Genomic DNA, 17,252 nt, shown 5'->3' on the forward strand with positions numbered 1-17,252 from the left:
GGCCGTCATCGTGCGAATCGGGGCGCGGCCCTCGCAACCACGTAGAATGGCGGATATGGATGGCGCACGCGGCAAGCGGCTGATCCGTGGCCTGCTGGCCGCCGGGATCGCCACGTTTGTGGCCCTCCTTTCCCACGTCGGTGCGGGGGCCTCGATGCCCGGCACCGTGGGTATCCTGGTGCCGCTGGTGCTCTCGATCGTGGTGTCGGTGTTTCTCACCGGCAGGAAGCTCTCCGCGACGCGGCTCTCGCTCGCGGTGCTGATCAGCCAGGCGTTCTTCCACGTGCTGTTTGTGCTGGGTGCCGGCGGTCGGGTACAGAATCCTCCGATGGGTGGCCCGGGTCACCAGCACGCCCCGGTTGATGTCGACATCGTGGCCACGGTCTCCGCCGCCGAACACGCGGCGCACCTCGGCCCGCTGATGTGGGGTGCGCACGCGCTCGCCGCGGCGCTCACCGTGCTCGCGCTGTATCGCGGGGAGGCCGCCCTGCGCGCGCTGTTCCTGCTCGCGGCGCTGTCGATCATCGCGTGGCTGCGCGCCCTGGTGTCGATCGCGGTGCCGCGCCGCACCCGCGCGGCCGCCTGCCCGGACACCCCGCACGCGCTGGTCCCGCTCGGTGTCTACGTGTCAACGCTCGCGCATCGCGGGCCGCCGGAGTACGCACTCGCCGCCTAGGCGAGCCATCCATTTCTCCTGCGAACACGCGGTGTCTCCGATCTGTCGGTGCCGCGTGTGCGCTCGCGTGCGCCCGCCCGAGCGTCCCTGACCACACCGAGTCTTTCCCGTGAAAGGAGCCACCCGTCGTGGCCGTCACTCCCACTCCGGATGCCTCACTGGCACCCGTTCCCGAGCGCGCGCTCTCCCCGCGCACGCCCCGTCAGCGTGTCGCCTCCGTCGCGACCCCCGTGCTGATGATCGCCCTCGCCCTCGCCACCCTCGGTGTGGGCCTGACCATGACCGGGGCGCTGTCCCGCGACACCGCGCTGGTGAACCCGGGCACCGTTGTGCTCTGGGGCAACCCGATCGCCCGTGTCCTCCATGACCTCTTTGCCAGCGTGACGATCGGCATGCTCCTGCTGGCCACCTTCATCCTTCCCGGCCAGAAGAGCATCCCCGGCCGGGTCAGCCGCGTGCAGGAGCGCGCGGTGTACTGGGCAGGCTGGGCCGCCTGGGGCTGGTTCTTTGCCGCCCTCGGCGTGCTGCTGTTTACCGCCGCGAACACCTTCGGTGAGCCGATCACCTCACCCGCCTTCTTCAACAACCTCATCCTCTACGTCACCGGCATTGACCTCGGCATCGCGCTGCTCTTCTCTCTGGTGCTCGTTCTCATCTGCGCACTGATCACGACGTTTGCGCGGCGCCTCGCCTGGGTCGCGGCCGCGAACGCCATCGGTGTGCTCGCCCTGCTGCCGCTCGCGCTCTCCGGCCACGCGGCGGGCACCGCCGAACACGCGAACGCGGTGAACAGCCTCGCGATGCACATCGTGGGCGTAACCGTGTGGGTCGGTGGCCTCATCGCCGTGATCGTGTTCCGGAACGCCACCCGCAAGCGCTTCCCCGTGGTGGTAGAGCGCTACTCGATCGTGGCCGGATGGGCGTTCGCCGCGGTGGCTCTCTCGGGCGTGGTCAACGCCTCGCTGCGGCTCACCGCGCTGAGCGACCTCTGGACCACCGCCTATGGTCAGCTCCTGCTGGTGAAGATCGTGATCCTCGTGCTGCTGGGCCTCGCCGGCGCGCGCTATCGTACCTCGCTGATCCCGAAGCTGCGGCAGGATCCGGGCAGCAAGAAGCTCTTCATCCGGATGGCCGTGGCCGAGGTGGCGTTTATGGCCATCGCGATGGGGGCCTCGGTGGCGCTCTCGCGCAGTGCTCCGCCGGTTCCGCAGGTGGCCCTGCCCACCGTGGGGGAGGTCGATCAGGCCGTGCGCAGCGCGCTCATCGGGTTTGATTTCCCGCCGGCGATGACCGCCTGGAACATGCTCACCCAGGTGCACATCGACTGGTTCTGGCTGGCCGCCGCGCTCGTGGGTATCGCGCTCTACGTGCGCGCCGTGGTGCGCCTGCGCCGCCGCGGAGACGAGTGGCCGATCGCCCGCATGATCGCCTGGATCCTCGGTTGCCTGGGCCTCATCTATGTGACCAGCGGCGGCCCGGGCGTCTACGCTCAGGTGTCGTTCAGCACGCACATGATTCAGCACATGATCCTGATGATGTTTGTGCCCCCGCTGCTGGTCAGCGGTGGCCCGGTACTGCTCGCGCTGCGCACCCTGCCCACGCGCACCGACGGAAGCCGGGGCCTGCGCGAGTGGATCCTCGTGCTGGTGCACTCCCGCTATCTGCGCGTGCTGTCGATGCCCGCGGTGGCCGGCGGCATCTTTGCGGGAAGCCTCGTGGTGTTCTACTACACCGGGTGGTTTGAGTGGGCGATGTTCACCCATCAGGGCCACTTCCTGATGACCGTGCACTTCCTCGCCAGCGGCTACCTGTTCTTCTGGGTACTGATCGGGGTGGATCCGGGGCCCGGCCGCCCCATCTACCCGCTGCGCCTCATTTTGCTGCTGGCCACCCTCGCCTTCCACGCGTTCTTCGGGCTGTCGATCATGTCGAACACCGAGATTCTGGGGGAGCGCTGGTGGGCCGCGCTGCGCTACACCGATCAGGCCGCTCTGCTGACCGATCAGGGTGTGGGCGGCGGTATCGCCTGGGGTGCGGGCGAGCTGCCCACGGTGATCGTCGCGATCGTGCTGGTGGTGCAGTGGATGCGCAGCGAGGAGCGTGCGGCCAAGCGCTACGACCGCCGTGCGGATCGCGATGGCGATGCCGAACTCAACGCCTATAACGCGCGCCTGGCGAAAATCCAGGTGCGCGATGTGGCGGAGGGGCTTGAGCGTGAGCCCAGCACCACGGGTACGACCGAAACGCAAGAAACAGATACACAAGAAACCGCTACATACGAAACCGCTACATACGAAACCGAGGAGAAGTCATGACGATCGTCCCGAACACCCTGAGCGCGGAGGGTGTCGCCGCCCGGCGCACCCTCGCCCGCGGCCGCACCGCGACCCTGCTGGTGCTGCTCGTTGCCCTGTTTACCGCGGGCATGATCCTTCCGGCGACCTCGGCGTCGGCGCACGATCAGCTGCTGGTGTCGGATCCCGCTCAGGGTTCCGTGCTGGAGGTGGCCCCGACGACGATTAACCTGACGTTCTCGGCGACGATTTTGAACGTCGGTACCCGCATCCTCGTCAACGATGCCGCGGGTACCGACTGGGCCGAGGGCGAGCCGGTGAGTGAGGGGACCGAGGCGTCGGTGCCGGTGCGTGCGGGCCTGCCCAATGGGGAGTACACGATCGCGTGGCGGGTGGTGTCCTCCGATGGGCACCCGATTACCGGTGTCGTGCCGTTTACGCTGAGTGCGCCCGCTGGGGTGCCCGCGCCCGGGGATTCCTCGCCGGTCGCTTCCGAGGCTCCCGCCCCGAGTGAGAGCGCCGCAATTTCGCCGAGTGTGGGGGCAACGCCCGGCACCGCGGCACCCTCCGCGGGCAACACGCCCCCCGAAGAAGGGGGATGGTTTAGTCCTTCTTCGCCCGCACGCTATATCGTGATTGGGGTAGGTGGCGCACTCGCGGCCGCCATAATCTTCCTCGGCGTGCGCCTGTTTGTACGTCGGGATCGCCCGGCGGTCACCCCCACCCCGGGTGAGAACGACTCTGCTCCCACGACGAAAGAGAACGACGCATGATCACCCGCACCTCCACCCGTCTGGGCCTCATCGCCGCCGCCGCACTGCTCGTTCTCACCGGCTGCTCCTCCACCGAGGCACCCGGGGCCGGTGCATCCGCGTCCCCGTCTGAGGATGCCGCGACGGTGCACCGGGTGCCCGCGGGCGTGACCCTCACGGACGCCTGGGTCAAGGCCACCACCGAGGGGATGTCGGCCGTTTTCGGCGACATCGTGAACACCGGCAGCGAGGATGTCACGCTGAGTGCCGCGGGCGTCTCCGAGTCGCGCATGGTTGAGCTGCACGAGACCGTGGATAACGGATCCGGCCAGATGGTGATGCGGCAGAAGGACGGCGGTTTCGTGATTCCCGCGGGCGGCACGTTTGAGCTGCGTCCCGGCGGCAACCACATCATGCTGATGGATCTCACCGGGCCGCTGGTCGCGGGGAACACCGTGACCCTGACGCTGGCGTTCATGGACGGCTCGGTGATCGAGCAGGCCGTCCCGATCAAGGACTTCGCGGGCGCGAACGAAACCTATGAGTCGGAAGCCCCGACTCCCGGCAGCGGGCACTAGCGGTGTCCGCGCCGGAGAATCCCGATCCTCGACCCCCACTCGATTCGGCTCCCGGCGCGCAGCACGGTGACTCCTCCGTGGCGGATTCCTCCGCCGCGCAGACGAGCGCGCGCTCGAAACTGAGTCGTCGCGGGCTGCTCCTCGGCGGAGCGGTGGCGGGTTTTGGTGCCGCCGCGGCGATCGGGGCCGATGTGTTGATGCGGCGCGCGTCTGCCGTGCCTGCCCCGGCGGTTCCCCGCGAGGAACCGGCGGAGGCCTCCGCCGTGGTCGATTTTTATGGCGAGCATCAGGCGGGGATCGCGACCGAACCGCAGGCTCACTGCACGTTTGTGGCGCTGGATCTGCGGGAGGATGTGGACCGCGCGGGCATGGCTCGCCTGATGCGCATCCTGACCGACGATGCGGCCCGGCTGACCGCGGGTTCCGCCGCGCTCGCCGATTCCGAACCGGAGCTCGCCGTGCTTCCCGCTCGCCTCACCGTGACGTTTGGGTTCGGGCCACGGGTGGCCGCGCTGGTGCCGGAGAAACCCAGTCCGGAGTGGCTCGGCCCGCTGCCGGCGTTTTCGGTGGATCGCCTGGATCCGCACTATGGGGACGGAGATGTGCTGCTGCAGGTAGCGTCGGATGACCCGCTGACCCTGGCGCACGCGCTGCGGATGCTCCTGAAGGACGCGCGAAGCTTTGCGACGGTGCGCTGGCATCAGCCGGGGTTTCGACGGGCCCGCGGGTCGGAGAAGCCCGGGACCACGATGCGCAACCTCTTCGGGCAGATCGATGGCACGGTGAATCCGGTGCCGGGCACCCGGGATTTCGACGATCTGGTGTGGATTGCGGATCGCTCGTCCTGGGCGCATGGTGGCACCGGGTTTGTGCTGCGCCGCATCGGGATGGATCTTGATAAGTGGGATCGTCTGGACCGTGAGGGCCGTGAGCAGTCGGTGGGCCGCACCCTGGATTCGGGAGCACCGCTCACCGGTTCGAGGGAGCATGATGAGCCGGACTTCGCGGCGAAGAACGCGGTGGGATTTCCCGTCATCGCCGAGTTTGCGCACATTCGGCGGGCACGGTTGGCCGACCCCTCGCAGCGCATCTTTCGCCGCGGATACAACTATGATGAGCCGCCGTTTGGCACCGGGGTTTCGCACTCGGGGCTGCTGTTCGCGAGCTTCCAGGCGGACGTGACGCACCAGTTTGTGCCGATTCAGCGCTCACTCGATGAGCTTGATCTGCTGAATGAGTGGCTGGTGCCGGTGGGGTCGGCGGTGTTTGTGATTCCACCCGGGTGTGCGCCGGGAGGATACATCGGCGAGACCCTGCTCGGGGCATAAAAACGGCCGCCGGTCGCATCGAGGATGCGGCCGGCGGCCATTTTGTGGAGGGGTGCCGCGGTGCTGCTGCGGAACCGTGCTGCGAGCTGGCGTCTAGCGGAAGTTGACGAACTGCAGGTCGATGTCGAGGTCGCTGCCCTTGAGCAGTGCCATGACGGCCTGGAGGTCGTCGCGGCTCTTGGACTGCACGCGCAGTTCGTCGCCCTGAACCTGGCTCTTGACGCCCTTGGGGCCCTCGTCGCGAATGATCTTGTTGATCTTCTTCGCGTTGTCCTGGGCGATGCCGTCCTTCAGAGAGGACTCGATGCGGTACTCCTTGCCCGAGGGGTAGGGGTCGCCGGCGTCGAGGCTCTTCAGCGAGATGCCGCGCTTGATGAGCTTGGTCTGGAACACGTCGAGGATCGCGAGCGCGCGGTCTTCGGTGTTTGCCTTGATGAGGACTTTTTCGCCGCTCCAGTCGATCGAAGCACCGGTGCCCTTGAAATCGTAGCGCTGCTCGATTTCCTTCTGGGCCTGGTTGAGGGCGTTGTTCGCCTCCTGCTTGTCGACCTTGCTGACGATGTCAAAAGATGAATCTGCCATGGGTCCAGTGTAGGCGATCGGCCCCCGTGCGACACGCCCGAAATCCGGGAAACGCGCCGTGCGCGCCCTCGATTTTAGATTCGCGTTACTCAGTGGGTAGAATAATGACGCGCCTTCGGTTGGCTGAAAAAGTTGGTTGAGCGCGCATTTGGTGGGTTACCCAAGCGGCCAAAGGGATCTGACTGTAACTCAGCTGTCGTAGACTTCGGGGGTTCGAATCCCTCACCCACCACCATGAAAAATCGCCACCGGTTTCCGGTGGCGATTTTTGTTTGTCCGGCGCGGGTCTTGTCGAGACGCCACACACAAAACGCCACCGGTTTCCCGGTGGCGTCCTGTGTAGCGGTGCGAGACTAGGCGTTTTCGCCCTCGGCCTCGAGGGCCTGCTGCGCCTTGTAGGCGGCGACCTGCTCGGCGTACTCCTTACGCACGACGTCCATGTCGACGCCGCGGATCTGCTCGATCAGGTTTTCCAGTGCGGGTGCGGGCAGCGCGCCGGCCTGGGAGAACAGCGGGATACCATCGCGGTAGGCCACGAGGGTCGGGATCGAGGTGATGCCGTAGGAGCCGGCGAGTTCGCGCTGATCCTCGGTGTCGACCTTGGCGAAGGTGATGTCCGAGTGCTGCTCGGAGGCGGCCTCGTAAACGGGAGCGAAGTTCTTGCAGGGGCCGCACCAGTCGGCCCAGAAATCGATCAGGACGATGCCGTCGGTGACGGTCTCATCGTGGCTATCGGCGGTCATCACGGTGGTAGTCATGTACCCATCCAACCACTAACCCCCGGGGGTTATTCCAGTACCAATCTCATACACGCGATCACAGCGCCGGGCAACGCGGGCATCATGCGTGACCACGAGCAGCGTCTTGCCGAAGTCCCGATGCAGGGTCAGCATCTCCGTGATCGCGATTTCCGCCATGGCAGAGTCCAGGGCACCCGTGGGCTCATCCGCGAGAATCAGCTCCCCGGGTTTCAGGAGACAGCGGGCCAGGGCCACGCGCTGACGCTCCCCGCCGGAGAGCGTCACCACCCTGTCCTGGGCCACTGCGAGTAACCCCAGACGCTCGAGGAGGCCCATGGCACGGTCGATCTTTGCCGCGCGACGCTCCCTCATCGCGTGCATCCCGATCAGAATGTTTTCGAGTGCGGTGGCCGAACTGATGAGCGCAAACGATTGAAAGAGATAGTTGATGTGGTCTCGCCGAAGCAGGGTAGCCGCCGCACTATTGATGCGGGGGAGCGGAGTTCCCGAGAACCGAATTTCGCCCGAGGTGGGCCCATCGAGCAGCCCGATGACGTTGAGGAGGGTCGATTTTCCGGATCCGGAGGGCCCCACGATGGCCAGGGACTCACCGTCTACAACATCGAGGGAGACGCGGTCGAGGATCGTCCGCGAGCCGAACGTCTTGGTGACGGCATCGAGGGTGAGCAGGGTATTCACGGTGGCTCCTATTCGGTGAGTGTTGTGCTGAGGTGCAGTCGCGCATAGTGCCGGGCGAGCATCGCCATCAGCACCGCCTGGAGGACGAGCAGGATAAGGCCACCCCACAGCGCACTCGCCGACTGGAAGGCGAGCGCCAGAACGATCGCCAGGAACGTGCCGCCGCCAATGAGGGCCAGCGCGGGCACGAAGAGTCGCGTCAACGAGAATCCGAGCATTCGCTTTACCGCGAGGGATTCACGATAGGTGGTGGCGAACAGCCGGGTCAGTGAGACGAGCGCAACCAGACAGAAGACAACGAGGAACAGCACCACCCCGGCAAACAGCTGGACGACCGTCTCTATCGACTTCGTGAGCCCCGCAATGAAGTCGCTCACCGGCAGAAACTCGACGCCCGAGTCTGCGAGACCGAACCCGGCCAGGTAGTCGCCGGTGGTGTACTCCGCCGCCGCGGCCGCGCTCAGCTTGATGTAGCCGTTGTCGAGCCCCACGGCAGGCAGGCTCTCACTCTCAAACGGCACCATGTTTTGCGGGGTAGAGATGAGGATCACCGGATCGGTGATGGATTGCGGGAGGTCCATATCCGGGCTCCAGGTGAACAGCGGCTGCGAGGGCGTGTATCCCTCGAATCGCACCACCTGGTTTTCGAAGTACTCGGTGCGGATAGCCGGTTCATAGGAGGGGCGACTGTCCGCGTCCAGCCAGGTGCGCATCGCCTCGGAGGTCGATTCCGGCCAACTATCCGGAATCAGGAAGACGCGCTCCCCGGCTTTCGCACGAGCGATGAGGTCGCTGTTCACCGGGAAACTCTGCGCGGCAAGCCAGGAGGGAGACGCGACGAAGTGCCAAAACGGTTGCTCCGGAACGGCGGCATCCGATCCGCCCCACTGGTCCAGAATCTCCCGCGTGTAAAACTCCGTCTTGATGAGGGAGACGCCGGGTTTGTCGGCGATGGAGTCATACCAGGTGTAGAAACTCTCGGTCTGCTGCGCTGAGCGCCCACCGGCATCAACTTGAAAGTTGCCGGCCCCCATCCGGTACAGGATCTGTTGGTCTTCCACAACCGCCCAGGAACGAGCAACATCGGCAAGCCTGTTGGCCTCCCGGATCGGGCCGTCAAGAAAGATGAGCGTCAGGGCACACGCGGCCATCGCGGTCAGATAGAACACCGACACGACTCGAAGAAGTTTCCGCCGAGAGTAGCGGCCGAGAATCGCGTTCACGGGTTTGGTGAGGATCAGTGCGCTGGCCGCGATCGCGACGCACACGAGCGTCAGGGCGGCCCCCGCTGCGGCCGCAGCCCAGGCCAGCGACAGGAGCTCCGGCGTGACCTGATAACCCGGTGCCAGCGAAATCGTGACAAAAACTGCGAGTATTGCAGAGACGGCGGCGGCCAGACGCATGGGTCGAAACAGGGCCGCCGAGAAGCCCCACACCGATTTTCCCAGCAGCAGATGCACGCCGAGAACACGGAAGGCCCGCAACGTTTCAAACATCAGGAGCAGCAGGAGCAGAACCGTGGCCGCGATGAGAAAACCCAACAGGATACTCCCGATCAGGCCGCCGCTCGTAGACTGCCCCTGCATCGGAGTGCGCATGCTCTCGGCAGACTGGCCGGTCACGGATTCGAGGGCGGCCAGTAGCCCGGTTACCTCATCCGCTGTCGCTCCCAAGACTCGGTAGGTGCCGTTGGCCGTTCCCGAGGTGTCGAGCTGATGGGGGAGCTGCACCACGGTAATCCGCGGGGCGAAGGCAAACTCGGGGATCGCGGAGATCACGTCTGCCGAGTTGATGTCGAGGCCGAGCGAGGCTTCGGGTTCACCGCTGAGGAGCGCGATGATCGCATCGGTATCAAACAGGGTGGTGCCGAGAGAGGTGAGTTCAAGCTCGGGCGGAGGAGCCTCGCGGTTCGCGGCGACGCCGATTCGCATCCCGGTGATTCCCCCCTCGTTACCCGCCGACTGCGGATCCACCCGGACAATCGCGCGTCCGTCGCCGTCGGCAAACTCACCGAGGGCAGCGAGTACACTCGCTGCACCCTCCTCCGAGACGCCCTGCAGGGAGATCGGGGTTGCACCGATCGGAAACTGTTCGACCGCCTGCTGCAGCCGGTTAGCCTGGCTGAGCACCAGCAGCACGCTGGCGAGCACCCCGATCAGCACAACGAGTACGAAGCCTGAGAGCTTTGACCAGAAGGACACCAGCCCTACCGAGAAGCTTTCAATCCCGGAGCGGCCGAGGCAATACTAGCTATTAGCATTGTTAGCCTCGAGCGTTCCAGTAGGCCGTAGCGGAGTTGAAGCCCACAAACTGCTGTGCATGAGCACGTACTCCGGGCTTTTTCCAGCCAGAGAATGTGGTGTTTGCGGTGGCGCTGTGGTCGTAGACACCAGACTGCACTGTTGAGTAACTGTAACGATTCCACGTAACGCCAGAATCCCAACTAATCGCGGAACCCTTGTAATACACGGTTGCTGCTTGCGCTACCCCGGCACCACTCGCCACCAGACCTGTGGTGAATAGCACGGTCACGAGTAACTTCTTGATGGATTTCATTGTTGCCCCCTGCGTTTGATTGATTTGCCTCAACCTCACCATCAACGCGCTGTGTGGATCCTTACTCGGTTCAGCGGGGGGACTGAGTGGGTACATCACCGAGCGATTGACAGTTGAGCCTTGGCCTGGTGCGCCCCACGTTACGTGGCCTTCCGAGCGCCGTCCACGAATCGGCCCAAACGTGGCCGGGATGTCCGCGAGGGCCGGTGCGCGTGCCTCGACAGCAGCCGGGGGAGCGTCGCGAGTTGTCCTAGATGTCCGTCGGATCGAAGGCTGCGATGCGCTCTCGGCTGGCCGGATCGGCCGTGAGCGCGGTCAGCGCGGAATCGAGGAGCCCGGGGAAGCGGGCGTCGAGATCCGCTCGGCGGAGCGAGAGCAGGTTTTCACGACCGGAGGGTCGCTGAGTGATGACCCCGGCGGCAAGCAAAACGCGCCAGTGGTGCGTCAGGGTGGACTTCGATACCCCCTGAACCAGGCTTCCGCAGCGCCGCTCGCTGCCGTCCGCGAGGCGCTGCACGATAGCAAGCCGAAGCGGTGATCCGAGCGCATTCAGGACATCGGCGAGATCAATCTGGGTGCGATCCGGGGCGTGCAGCATGGGGCTACTGTACTACTCCAATCGAAATATATCTTGAGACTAATTGACTAGAACTGTAGTCCAAAGCAGGATGGGAACCGGGTAGACGCCGACCGACGGCGTCGCCACCCGGAGGAAGAAGGCCCGCCATGGGCGCAGCAGCAGCTTTTGCTTTCACCCCACCCACGATTCGTGCTCTCGGCGGTGATCCAGACCCCGAAACCACCCGCTGGCTGGAACACCTCGAACCGGTGTTTGCGGTGGTCGAGGCCGCCCGCGACGAGACCGAGGCCAACCGCGCCAGCTCCGAAGAGGTTCACCGGGCGCTCGTCGCGGCCGGTCTCACCAGGATGTGGGTCGCACCGGCGCTCGGCGGCGCGGGGCTCTCCCTCACCACGGGCCTGCACCTGCTCACCGCCCTCGCGGCCCACGACGCCTCGATCTCCTGGCAGATCGGGGTGCAGGGCGCAATCGGAAGATTCTCCGACTACCTCGCAGAACCGGTGGCCCGCGAGATCTTCTCGACCCACGACCGGCTCGTGATCGGCTCGGTCAACCCCACCGGCCGTGCCGTTCGCACCGAATCGGGAGACTACCTCCTGTCGGGGCGCTGGGGTCTTGCCAGCGGATCGCCTCACGCCGAATGGTTTGTTGCGGCCGCGCGGGTGCTCGATGTCGGCGGAGTCACGGAGCGAGACGCGACGGGCAATCCAGAGATCGTGCACCTGTTTGTGCCGCGATCCGCGGTAACCCTGCTCGACACCTGGTACAGCCTGGGGCTTCGCGGCACGGCCAGCGCCGACTTCACCATTTCGGAGGTTCGGGTGCCCAGGGAGCGTGCGGTCGCCGGTGAGGACCTTCTGCGTCCACCGCCCAGGCGGGAGAGCCGAGGATACCCCATCGCCTATCACGACTTCGGCCCGTTCACCTCCTCGGCCACCGCACTCGGCATCGCCGAGGACGCCGTCACCACGTTCATCCAACTCGCCGCCACCAAGACCCCCGCCGGGGCCGCCACGTCGCTCGCCCGCTCGGGAGTGGTGCAGGAACGATTGGCGCGGGCCGAGGCCCTGCTGCTGTTCGCTCGGGCCGGGCTGGAACGCGCGGCTGCGGAGGTGGAAGCCCGCGGCGAGCCCGGGGGCGCCGGCCTGAGCGCGTTGGTGCGAATCACCGCCGCGGCCGTGGCCGAAAGCACCAAATCCGCCGTCGGGATCGTCATCGAGCTCTCGGGATCAAGCTCGGTATTTGCGGGCTCCCGCCTGGAACGCGCGCTGCGCGACGTCCACACGGCAACCAAGCACATCACCCTCTCGGCATCCAACCTGGAAATGGTTGGACAGTACCTGCTCGGAGGCCCGCTGCTGGTGCGTAAATGAGCGCCCCTCTGGGTGCCGCCACCCGGCCGGCCACCATGCACGCACTTCAGCTCAACGCGCCGCGGGAGACGGCACTCGTGCGGTTACCCCTGCCCGAAACCTCCTCGGACGGGCTGCTCCTCAGAACCAGGTGCGTCTCGATCTGTGCGACCGACGTGTCCTATTTCGAGGGACACCTGCGCCCCGAAACGTACCCCATCGTGCTCGGCCATGAGTTTCTGGGCGAGGTCGTTGAACTGGGTGAGGCATTCCGGGGCGACGTGCAGATCGGTGACCGGGTGGTCTACTGGGGCCAAACCGACTTCGCTGGCTTCGCCGAGTATCGGAGTCTCCGCCCGGTTTTTTCCGGGCAGGACTTCGAGGACTCCTTCCTCTCCGATCGGCACTTCTATGACGACAGGCGTGCCGCGGCCGTACGGGTGCCGGATACGCTCGACGATCTGGTGGCCCCCTTCATCGAGCCGACCACCGGGGCGCTGCGCTCGATCCTCACAAACCCGCCCGCCATCGGCGATCGCATCCTGATCCTCGGGTCGGGCCCGATCGGAATCATCGCGGGCAGCATCCTGCGCGCGGTGTTCGCACCGCACAGTGTCGAATCGGTCGACACCAATCCGGTGCGCGACCAGGGCGCTACCGAGCACTTCTCCGATCGGGCCTGGACTCCGGATGAACTGGCCGCCGAGAAACCGGACAACGGCTACGACTACGTCTTTGACACCCTGCCGACGATACCCACCACGATCGAAAACGATCCGCGACAGTTGGCGATGCGCAAGCTTCGACCGCGCGGCCGCTACATCCTCTACGGAGCCTCGCAGGATAAGCAGCTCTTCGACAACTGGCTGATCCTGGCCAAGGGGCTGACCATCGCGGCCGCGCCCTTCTGTGTGTCGAGCTTCCCGATGCGCCATACCGCCCACGTCATCCGGACCGCAATGCGGTTGCTTGAGCGCGGGGTGGTGGACGGCGCGCGGCTCGGGACGCGGGTGTGCGCCTTCAGCGATATCGAGGAGCTCCAGCACATCCTGAACACCTACCGCGAGACAACCGATCAGAAGACCGTGGTTGATTTCCGGGAGGGGGCCGGGGAGAGGTCGCATGCCCGAAGGCTCCTCGAATACGTTCCATCCACCATCTAGCCTCACCATCAACGCAATACGTGAAGGAACGTCACCGAATGACCACAACTCCCGGGCCCGGATCGGGCCCCACCCCCGGCGCGAGTTTGCGCGCGCCGGGGGGTGCCCTGGCCATCCTGGCCATCGCCCAGCTCATCATCTCGTTGGACATCAACATCGTCTTCGTGGCCCTGCCCGATATGGCCAGTTCCCTCGGGTTCTCGGCACAAAACCTGCAGTGGGTGGTGAGCGCCTACACCGTGGTGATGGGCGGGTTCATGCTGCTCGGGGGCCGTGCATCCGACATCCTCGGGCAGAAGCGCGTGTTCATCCTGGCGCTCTGGATCTACGCCATCGCCTCGCTGATTGGCGGGTTTGCCTGGTCTCCGGAGATCCTGATCGGCGCCCGGGTGCTGCAGGGGCTCGGCGGCGCACTGCTGTTCCCGGCCACGCTGTCGCTCGTGAACAGCCTGCACGCCGAGGGGCCCGCCCGAAACCGTGCCCTCGCCATCTGGGGCGGGGCCGGCGCGTCCGGGCTGACCCTCGGTTCCCTCGCCGGTGGGGTACTCACCGACCTGTTCGGCTGGGCGGCGGTGTTCTTCGTGAACGTTCCGCTCGCGGGTATTGTTGCGCTGTTGGCCTGGCGGATCATCCCGATCGGGGTGCGCGCGGCCGTGCGACGAGGGTTCGATATCCCCGGCGCGATCACCATCACCGCGGCGGCGACCCTCGCCGTCTTCGCCCTGGTACAGGCACCCGAGATGGGGTGGTCCCATCCCTCGGTTCTGGTGGGCGCGGCACTGGCGATCATCGCCGGCATCGCGTTCGCGCTGATCGAGCGGCGGGCGGCCGATCCGCTGGTGCCCGCCCACATCGTGCGCAACCCGAACCTGATCATCGGGTCGATCATCACGTTCCTCTATATGGGCACGTTTGGCGCGATTCCGTACTTCATGACCACGCTGTTCCAGACCGTACTGTCGTTTACGCCGCTGCAGACGGGGCTGGCGTTCCTGATCCCCTCGGCGGCCATCTTTGTCGGTACCCAGATCGGCGGGCGGGCCACCACCCGGTTCGGGCCGCGGCCCACCCTGATCCTGGGGGCCGCGGTCGGCCTGGTCGGGACGGCCTGGTTTGGCCTCACCGTCGCCTCGGGGGCGAGCCTGCTCACCTGGGTGCCGGGTATCGTGCTCTCGGGGCTCGGCCAGGGCATCGTCTGGACGGCGATGTGGGTCGCGGTGGGCACGGGCACCGCGGATGAGGAGCAGGGTACCGCCTCGGGGATCGGGGCCACCGCGCAAAACACGGGTAACGCGATCGGCCTGGCCGTATTTGTGGCCATCGGGGCGACATTCGCCTCGGGAGGTTCGGAGGCCGCCCGGGTGGCCTCGGGTGCACAGGGGGCGCTGACGACGCTCGCGGCGCTGCTGCTGACGATCATCGTGGCCGCGCTCTTCCTGCGGCGCCGCGCACGCCCGCCCGTCTCGGGGTGACCCGACGGCACACAGCGCACTCCCGGATGCCCACGCGGGCATCCGGGAGTGCGGCGTATGCGTGAGCGGCTACCGCTCGGCGAGGAACGCGTCGATCTCCGCGGCCTCGGGGGCGGTGGCCGGGCCGCGACGGGTCACCGCGATGGCCGCCGCCGCGTTGGCACGGCGGGCGGCAGAAACCGGGTCGAGTCCGCGGGCCAAACCCGCCGCGAGTACGCCGCCGTGGGCGTCCCCGGCGCCGTTTGAATCCACGGCGTCCACCGCGAATCCGGGAACGAGAACCGGATCGGCGTCGCCCGTGGCAACCCAGCACCCCAAAGCACCCTCGCGCACGATGACGGTGCCGCCGGGGCGAATCCGTGCCCGCAGCGCATCGGCCGCGCCGCGCGCATCGGTGCCCGGGGCGAGCAGCCCGGCCTCGCGCTCGTTGGCGCTCAGCACGTCGGTGCGCGCAAACACGCGGTCCAGGAGCGCGGGATCCAGCTCGGTCACGAGCGGGGACGGGTCGGTGATCACCCGGGTCTCCGCGGGCAGCTCATCCAGCCAGATCGGCAGGCTTTCCGCATTGACCGGGTGGGCGAGGCTGTAGCCCGAAACGTACACGATGTCCCGCGCGGTGGTGTCCGCACGGCGCAGATCCTCGAGGGTGAGGTGCCCCTCGGCCCCGACCACGGTGACGAACGTGCGCTCGGTGCTCGCGTCCACGATCGCCACGCAGTAGCCGCTGTCCTGATCGCCGAGCCCGGGTAACAGGATCTCAAACCCGCCCGCATGCAGGGCCTCTCGGACGATGCCGCCGAAGTGCCCGGTGCCGTACTGCCCGGCAAACACCACGGGCAGGCCGTCACGACGGGCGGCCACCATGGTGTTGAGGCCACCGCCCGCGGTGATGTCGGAGTCGTGAGCGACGGTATCGCCGCCCGCCTCGGGCATGGTGGTGACGTTCATCACGAGGTCAACGATGACGTTGCCGGTGAAGATGAGTCGGGGTTCAGACACGGGATGCCTCCTGCGGGCGGGTAAATCGGGCGAATCGGGTGGGAGTGGCGCTGGACTATTTGGTGGAGAGCGCCGGGTCGGTCACGGTGCCGCGAGCACCGCCGAGCGCGAGGTAGCCGAGGGCGGAGATCACGAGGGTCACCAGCCAGGCGATACCGCCCTGATCCATCGCGAGCATGACGTAGCCCACGGCAAGCGCGGCGATCCACACACCGGTGGCGCGCCACTCGATACCGCCGCGGTACCAGTATCGTCCGGTCGGGCCCATGTCCAACAGGGCTTCGGGGTCATACCAGTGACGGCGAATCATGTCGGCGAGGAAGACCCCGAGCCAGGCGGTGATCGGGATGGCCAGCAGCGAGATGAATGCGATGAACGGGCCGTAGAAGCTGTCGGCACCGAGCATGAAGTACAGCGAACCGAGGAAGGTCACCACGATGTCCACCCCGACCGCGTACACGCGGCGAATGCGGAACCCGAGGGTGATCGTGGTGAGTCCGGCCGAGTAGACCGAGAGGTGGTTGGAGAGCAGCAGGCCACCAAAAGCGGCGATCAGGTACGGTGCGGCCATCCAGGTGGGCAGCAGTTCGCGGATCGCGGCCACCGGGTCGGTGGCCGAGGCCAGCTCGGGGTTTCCCGCGGTGAGCAGCGCACCCAGCCCGATCAGCAGCACGAGCGGAATACCCGCACCGGCGGCGCTCACCATGATGAGGTGACCGGCCTTCGCCGAGGCGTGCTGATAGCGGGCCATATCGGCCCCGGAGTTGGCCCAGCCGATACCGGTACCGGCGGCGATGGTTGCGACGCCCAGCAGCACCGCCCCGAACGAGCCGCCCGGTGCCGAGAGCACGGCATCCCAGTTGACGTTGGCAATGAGGAAGACGCCCACAAAGATGTTCAGCGCACCAAAGATCCAGGTGGCCCACTTCTGAATGATGAGGATCGCGCCGTGACCGAGGCCGGACACCAGCAGGGTGCAGCCCTCAAACACGAGGATCGCGATGATCGTCAGTACCGGCACCGACTTGGCGTTTGCCGAGGAGCCAAACAGGATCGAGAACAGCGACAGCAGCACAAACGCGGCCGTGGTGGTGTTCACGGTTTCCCAGCCCCAGCGGGACAGCAGCGAAACAAAGGTGGGGCCCATGTTTCCACGGGGACCGAAGATCGCCCGGGAGAGCGTCATGCTCGGGGCCCCACCGCGGCGCCCGGCAATCGACACCACGCCCACCAGGGCGAACGATCCGCCCGCGCCGATCAGGGCAACCAGCAGGGCCTGCCAGATGTTCAGCGCCTGAACCGCGACGAGCGTGGCACCCAGCGGGATGCCGAGGATCGAAATGTTCGCGGCGAACCACACCCAGAACAGCTCAAACGGCTTTCCGGTGCGCTCGGCCGCGGGAACCGGCTCGATGCCGCGCTGCTCGATTGCGGTGAGCGAGCCGTGTGTGCTCTCACTCATGATGTTCTCCAAACTTCGT

Annotated in this window: 16 protein-coding genes and 1 tRNA gene; 9 read left to right on the forward strand and 8 right to left on the reverse strand. The window is 66.4% G+C overall.

The annotated features are described in order from the left end of the window. Positions 1–55 precede the first annotated feature (55 nt). The 5 genes from D9V32_RS09570 (at position 56) to D9V32_RS09590 (ending at position 5,628) form a co-directional block, all read left to right on the forward strand. On the forward strand, positions 56–676 hold the full coding sequence (locus tag D9V32_RS09570; RefSeq protein WP_121648681.1) for a hypothetical protein: 621 nt from the start codon (positions 56–58) through the stop codon (positions 674–676). Positions 677–804: 128 nt separating this feature from the next. Next, positions 805–2,991 carry a bifunctional copper resistance protein CopD/cytochrome c oxidase assembly protein gene (locus D9V32_RS09575; RefSeq protein ID WP_245982221.1) on the forward strand — a complete coding sequence of 729 codons (2,187 nt, stop codon included), beginning with the start codon at positions 805–807 and terminating at the stop codon, positions 2,989–2,991. Continuing rightward, positions 2,988–3,743, forward strand: coding sequence for a copper resistance CopC family protein (locus D9V32_RS09580; protein ID WP_121648682.1), 756 nt, complete (start codon positions 2,988–2,990; stop codon positions 3,741–3,743). The genes D9V32_RS09575 and D9V32_RS09580 overlap by 4 nt, the downstream gene beginning before the upstream one ends. Beyond that, complete coding sequence (locus D9V32_RS09585; RefSeq protein ID WP_121648683.1) at positions 3,740–4,300, forward strand: copper chaperone PCu(A)C; 561 nt, start codon at positions 3,740–3,742, stop codon at positions 4,298–4,300. The genes D9V32_RS09580 and D9V32_RS09585 overlap by 4 nt, the downstream gene beginning before the upstream one ends. A 77-nt stretch (positions 4,301–4,377) precedes the next feature. Beyond that, complete coding sequence (locus D9V32_RS09590) at positions 4,378–5,628, forward strand: Dyp-type peroxidase (protein WP_245982222.1); 1,251 nt, start codon at positions 4,378–4,380, stop codon at positions 5,626–5,628. A 93-nt stretch (positions 5,629–5,721) separates the two neighbouring features. Here D9V32_RS09590 and D9V32_RS09595 read toward each other — a convergent pair whose 3' ends face one another. Beyond that, positions 5,722–6,210 (reverse strand): YajQ family cyclic di-GMP-binding protein, encoded by a 489-nt coding sequence (locus D9V32_RS09595; protein ID WP_030149239.1) that lies wholly within the window; start codon positions 6,208–6,210, stop codon positions 5,722–5,724. 150 nt (positions 6,211–6,360) lie between these two features. Between D9V32_RS09595 and D9V32_RS09600 the strand changes: the two genes are divergently transcribed. Continuing rightward, positions 6,361–6,445: transfer RNA gene (locus tag D9V32_RS09600), tRNA-Tyr, on the forward strand. Positions 6,446–6,563: 118 nt separating this feature from the next. On the opposite strand, the gene trxA is transcribed toward D9V32_RS09600, so the two are convergent. The 5 genes from trxA to D9V32_RS09625 all read right to left on the reverse strand — a co-directional run bounded on the left by trxA (position 6,564) and on the right by D9V32_RS09625 (position 10,803). Beyond that, positions 6,564–6,968, reverse strand: coding sequence for a thioredoxin (gene trxA, locus D9V32_RS09605; protein WP_121648684.1), 405 nt, complete (start codon positions 6,966–6,968; stop codon positions 6,564–6,566). Positions 6,969–6,983: 15 nt separating this feature from the next. Then, complete coding sequence (locus D9V32_RS09610; RefSeq protein WP_121648685.1) at positions 6,984–7,649, reverse strand: ABC transporter ATP-binding protein; 666 nt, start codon at positions 7,647–7,649, stop codon at positions 6,984–6,986. A gap of 8 nt (positions 7,650–7,657) precedes the next feature. Next, on the reverse strand, positions 7,658–9,850 hold the full coding sequence (locus tag D9V32_RS09615; protein ID WP_121648686.1) for a hypothetical protein: 2,193 nt from the start codon (positions 9,848–9,850) through the stop codon (positions 7,658–7,660). 61 nt (positions 9,851–9,911) lie between these two features. After that, the gene (locus D9V32_RS09620; protein ID WP_147440438.1) at positions 9,912–10,205 is read right to left on the reverse strand and encodes a hypothetical protein; all 294 of its coding nucleotides are present in this window, start codon (positions 10,203–10,205) and stop codon (positions 9,912–9,914) included. A 250-nt stretch (positions 10,206–10,455) separates the two neighbouring features. Further along, on the reverse strand, positions 10,456–10,803 hold the full coding sequence (locus D9V32_RS09625) for an ArsR/SmtB family transcription factor (RefSeq protein WP_121648688.1): 348 nt from the start codon (positions 10,801–10,803) through the stop codon (positions 10,456–10,458). A gap of 128 nt (positions 10,804–10,931) precedes the next feature. On the opposite strand from D9V32_RS09625, the gene D9V32_RS09630 reads away from it, so the two are divergent. From D9V32_RS09630 to D9V32_RS09640, 3 genes are read left to right on the forward strand one after another with little or no spacing between them, the layout of a single operon-like run. Then, positions 10,932–12,158: an acyl-CoA dehydrogenase family protein gene (locus tag D9V32_RS09630; RefSeq protein WP_121648689.1), complete on the forward strand. Its 1,227-nt coding sequence runs from the start codon at positions 10,932–10,934 to the stop codon at positions 12,156–12,158. Further along, positions 12,155–13,300, forward strand: a complete 1,146-nt coding sequence (locus D9V32_RS09635; protein ID WP_220700683.1) for a zinc-dependent alcohol dehydrogenase — start codon at positions 12,155–12,157, stop codon at positions 13,298–13,300. The genes D9V32_RS09630 and D9V32_RS09635 overlap by 4 nt, the downstream gene beginning before the upstream one ends. Positions 13,301–13,338: 38 nt before the next feature. Further along, positions 13,339–14,772 carry an MFS transporter gene (locus tag D9V32_RS09640; RefSeq protein ID WP_121648690.1) on the forward strand — a complete coding sequence of 478 codons (1,434 nt, stop codon included), beginning with the start codon at positions 13,339–13,341 and terminating at the stop codon, positions 14,770–14,772. A 69-nt stretch (positions 14,773–14,841) separates the two neighbouring features. On the opposite strand, the gene D9V32_RS09645 is transcribed toward D9V32_RS09640, so the two are convergent. Both D9V32_RS09645 and D9V32_RS09650 read right to left on the reverse strand, forming a co-directional pair. Further along, positions 14,842–15,771 carry a PfkB family carbohydrate kinase gene (locus D9V32_RS09645; RefSeq protein WP_121648691.1) on the reverse strand — a complete coding sequence of 310 codons (930 nt, stop codon included), beginning with the start codon at positions 15,769–15,771 and terminating at the stop codon, positions 14,842–14,844. Positions 15,772–15,826: 55 nt separating this feature from the next. Next, a complete protein-coding gene (locus D9V32_RS09650) occupies positions 15,827–17,233 on the reverse strand; it encodes a purine-cytosine permease family protein (protein WP_121648692.1) in 1,407 nt (468 codons plus the stop codon). Between the last annotated feature and the right edge of the window lie 19 nt (positions 17,234–17,252).

This window comes from Mycetocola tolaasinivorans (assembly GCF_003667565.1).
In the GTDB taxonomy this organism is placed as follows: domain Bacteria; phylum Actinomycetota; class Actinomycetes; order Actinomycetales; family Microbacteriaceae; genus Mycetocola; species Mycetocola tolaasinivorans.